This window comes from Burkholderia sp., from assembly GCF_018375725.1.
In the GTDB taxonomy this organism is placed as follows: domain Bacteria; phylum Pseudomonadota; class Gammaproteobacteria; order Burkholderiales; family Burkholderiaceae; genus Burkholderia.
Genome location: NZ_JAHACR010000386.1, coordinates 1 through 3,298, shown reverse-complemented (window position 1 = coordinate 3,298; position 3,298 = coordinate 1). Strand labels below are relative to the sequence as shown.

The following is a 3,298-nucleotide window of genomic DNA, read 5'->3' as shown; positions in this document are numbered from 1 at the left end:
TCGAAGTGGTACGGCCCGTTTCAGGTTCTCACCGATTGCACGACCGAGGTGAAAAAGGGCGAGGTGGTGGTCGTCTGCGGGCCGTCGGGCTCGGGCAAGTCGACGCTGATCAAGACCGTGAACGGCCTCGAGCCGTTCCAGCAGGGCGAGATTCTCGTCAACGGCCAGTCGGTCGGCGACAGGAGGACGAACCTGTCGAAGCTGCGCTCGAAGGTCGGCATGGTGTTCCAGCACTTCGAGCTGTTCCCGCACCTGTCGATCACCGAGAACCTGACGCTCGCGCAGATCAAGGTGCTCGGCCGCAGCAAGGACGAGGCGACCGAGAAGGGGCTGAAGCTGCTCGATCGGGTCGGCCTGAAGGCGCACGCGCACAAGTATCCGGGCCAGCTGTCGGGCGGGCAGCAGCAGCGCGTCGCGATTGCGCGCGCGCTGTCGATGGATCCGATCGCGATGCTGTTCGACGAGCCGACTTCGGCGCTCGATCCCGAGATGATCAACGAGGTGCTCGACGTGATGGTCGAGCTCGCGAAGGAAGGCATGACGATGATGGTCGTCACGCACGAAATGGGCTTCGCGAAAAAGGTCGCCCATCGCGTGATCTTCATGGACAAGGGCGCGATCGTCGAGGACGACCGCAAGGACGATTTCTTCGCGAATCCGAAGTCGGACCGCGCGAAGGACTTCCTCGCGAAGATCCTGCACTGAGTGCGTGGGACGGGCGGTGGCCCGGCGCAACGGGTTCGGTGCGGGTGTCGGCTTGGGCTGGCTTGCGGAGGTTCGTCGTTGGAATTCGTTGCCGGAAGCCGGTCGCTGAAAGCCCGTCACCGGCGAAGCCCGTCGCACCAAAAGAAAACCGCCCGGCACTGCCGGGCGGTTTTTTTCATGAACGAACCGTGACGGAGCGTCCGGTCAGAAGTCGAACGCATCCTCGCCGACGTCCGCTGCGACGGCCGGCAACGACCGTGCCGGCGCGGATGCCGACGCGTCGAGCGCCGGATTGCGCAGCTTTTCCAGCACCGACGGCGGGACGGGAATCTGCATGCGCGCGGCGACGTCGCCACACTGGAACATGATCAGCTCGCCCGGCTCGAACGCGGTCCACACTTCGTTGTCGGTAAGCGGCTGCGTCGCGATCACGGCGACGCGGTCCTCCGGCGTCGTGTATTTCGCGAAGTCGATCGACAGATCCTCGTCGACGAGATGCGCGGTCGAGAACGGCCAGCGGCGCACCAGATAATGCAGACGCGTTGAGCAGTGCGCGAACAGCGCCTGCCCGTTCGACATCAGGAAGTTGAACACCCCGTGATCGGTGATGCCGCGGGTCAGTTCGCCGAGCCGCTCGAACAGTTCGGGCAGCGGCGGCTGCGCGCCCGGAAACGCTTCGCGCAGCCCCTGCATCAGCACGCAGAACGCTTTCTCGCTGTCGGTCGTGCCGACCGGCTGATAGACGCTCCCCTCCAGGTCTGGCATGTAGTCGTGCAGGTCGCCGTTATGCGCGAAGATCCAGTGCCGGCCCCACAGCTCGCGCATGAACGGATGGCTGTTTTCGAGCAGGATGTGGCCTTGCGTCGCCTTGCGGATGTGCGCGATCGTGTTCTTCGACTTGATCGGGTAGCGCTTGACCATCTCGGCGATCGGCGAGGTGGCCGATGCCTGCTGGTCGATGAACAGGCGGCAGGCCTTGTCCTCGAAGAAGGCGATGCCCCAGCCATCGGCATGGTGATCGGTGATTCCGCCCCGGGCCGCGAAGCCGGTGAATGAGAATGTGACGTCCGTCGGCGCGGCGCAGTTCATTCCTAGGAGTTGGCACATTTTGCTGGGGCGGGCTGTTGAAGCGAGGTAATGCACCGGACGAACCCGGTACAATGTGTGTTTCTAGCATATCACCGAGCCCAGAGCGGCAAGAAGCGGATTCCGCTGGCCGGCGGCCCCGTGTTGCGGTTTGCCGTCAGCCGGCGCCACGGCGGCACACCGTCCGCGTTCCGGCTTCGCTTGCCCGCCCGTTCCTTACGACGCCACCTATGACTGCCTCGAACGCTTCCTCCCCGGCGACGCTGACGCTCGCTCGTCCCGACGACTGGCACCTGCACGTCCGCGACGGCGCGATGCTGGCCGCCGTGCTGCCGCACACCGCGCGCCAGTTCGGCCGCGCGATCATCATGCCGAACCTGAAGCCGCCCGTGACGACCACCGAACAGGCGCAGGCATACCGCGAGCGGATCCTGGCCGCGGTGCCCGCCGGCGTGAAGTTCGAGCCGCTGATGACGCTCTATCTGACCGACAACACGCCGCCCGACGAGATCCGCCGCGCGCGCGAAAGCGGCTTCGTGCACGGCGTGAAGCTGTATCCGGCCGGCGCGACGACCAACTCCGACGCAGGCGTGACCGACCTCGCGAAGTGCACGAAAACGCTCGAGGCGATGCAGGACGTCGGCATGCCGCTGCTCGTGCACGGCGAGGTGACCGAGGCGTCGATCGACATGTTCGACCGCGAGAAGGTCTTCATCGACCGCGTGATGACGCCGCTGCGCCGCAATTTCCCGGGCCTCAAGGTCGTGTTCGAACACATCACGACGAAGGATGCGGTCGACTACGTACGCGACGCCGACGCGGCGCCGGGCCTCATCGGCGCGACGATCACGCCGCATCACCTGCTGTACAACCGCAATGCGCTCTTCGTCGGTGGTATCCGCCCCCATTACTATTGCCTGCCGGTGCTCAAGCGCGAGCTTCATCGCGTCGCGCTCGTCGAGGCGGCCACGTCGGGCAGTCCGCGCTTCTTCCTCGGTACCGACAGCGCGCCGCACGCGCGCGACGCGAAGGAAGCCGCATGCGGCTGTGCGGGCTGTTACACGGCACTGCATGCGCTCGAGCTTTACGCTGAAGCGTTCGACAATGCGGGCGCGCTCGACAAGCTCGAAGGCTTCGCGAGCTTCCACGGGGCAGATTTCTACGGCTTGCCGCGCGCGACCGAGACGGTGACGCTGCGTCGCGAGTCGTGGGAACTGCCGCTTGAGATTTTCGCAGGCGACACGCCGGTCGTGCCGCTGCGCGCAGGCGAATCGATCGGCTGGAAACTCGTGTGAACGACGCGTCGCCGCGTGCGGCCGGGCAAGCTGCTGGCGTCGACGCGGCGGCGTTCGCCCGGATCGACTGGGGCGCGCCATGGCTTGCGGAATTCGCCGGGGCAGGCCGCATCGCCCAGTCGGCCGCGCTGGCGGGCGACGCCGCATTGCTTGCCGCGCTGAATGGCGCGCTGCGCGATGCGCCGCGCGTCAGCGGCCGCGGCCGGTCGTTG

3 protein-coding genes and 1 pseudogene are annotated in these 3,298 nt (G+C 66.3%); 3 read left to right on the top strand and 1 reads right to left on the bottom strand.

Annotated elements, in window-relative coordinates; translation table 11 throughout:
- The coding region (locus KH616_RS23190) for an amino acid ABC transporter ATP-binding protein (protein ID WP_292252292.1) at positions 1-705 on the top strand (705 nt) is incomplete at its 5' end.
- Between the two features lie 204 nt (positions 706-909).
- Here the strand turns inward: KH616_RS23190 and KH616_RS23185 are convergent.
- Positions 910-1,812 carry a class II glutamine amidotransferase gene (locus tag KH616_RS23185; RefSeq protein ID WP_292252291.1) on the bottom strand — a complete coding sequence of 301 codons (903 nt, stop codon included), beginning with the start codon at positions 1,810-1,812 and terminating at the stop codon, positions 910-912.
- A 209-nt stretch (positions 1,813-2,021) separates the two neighbouring features.
- Here KH616_RS23185 and pyrC point away from each other — a divergent pair, with 209 nt between their 5' ends.
- Both pyrC and KH616_RS23175 read left to right on the top strand, forming a co-directional pair.
- Positions 2,022-3,086: a dihydroorotase gene (gene pyrC / locus KH616_RS23180; protein ID WP_292252290.1), complete on the top strand. Its 1,065-nt coding sequence runs from the start codon at positions 2,022-2,024 to the stop codon at positions 3,084-3,086.
- A pseudogene (locus KH616_RS23175) lies at positions 3,083-3,298 on the top strand (DUF3025 domain-containing protein); the annotation flags it as partial. The gene pyrC and the pseudogene KH616_RS23175, both read left to right, overlap by 4 nt.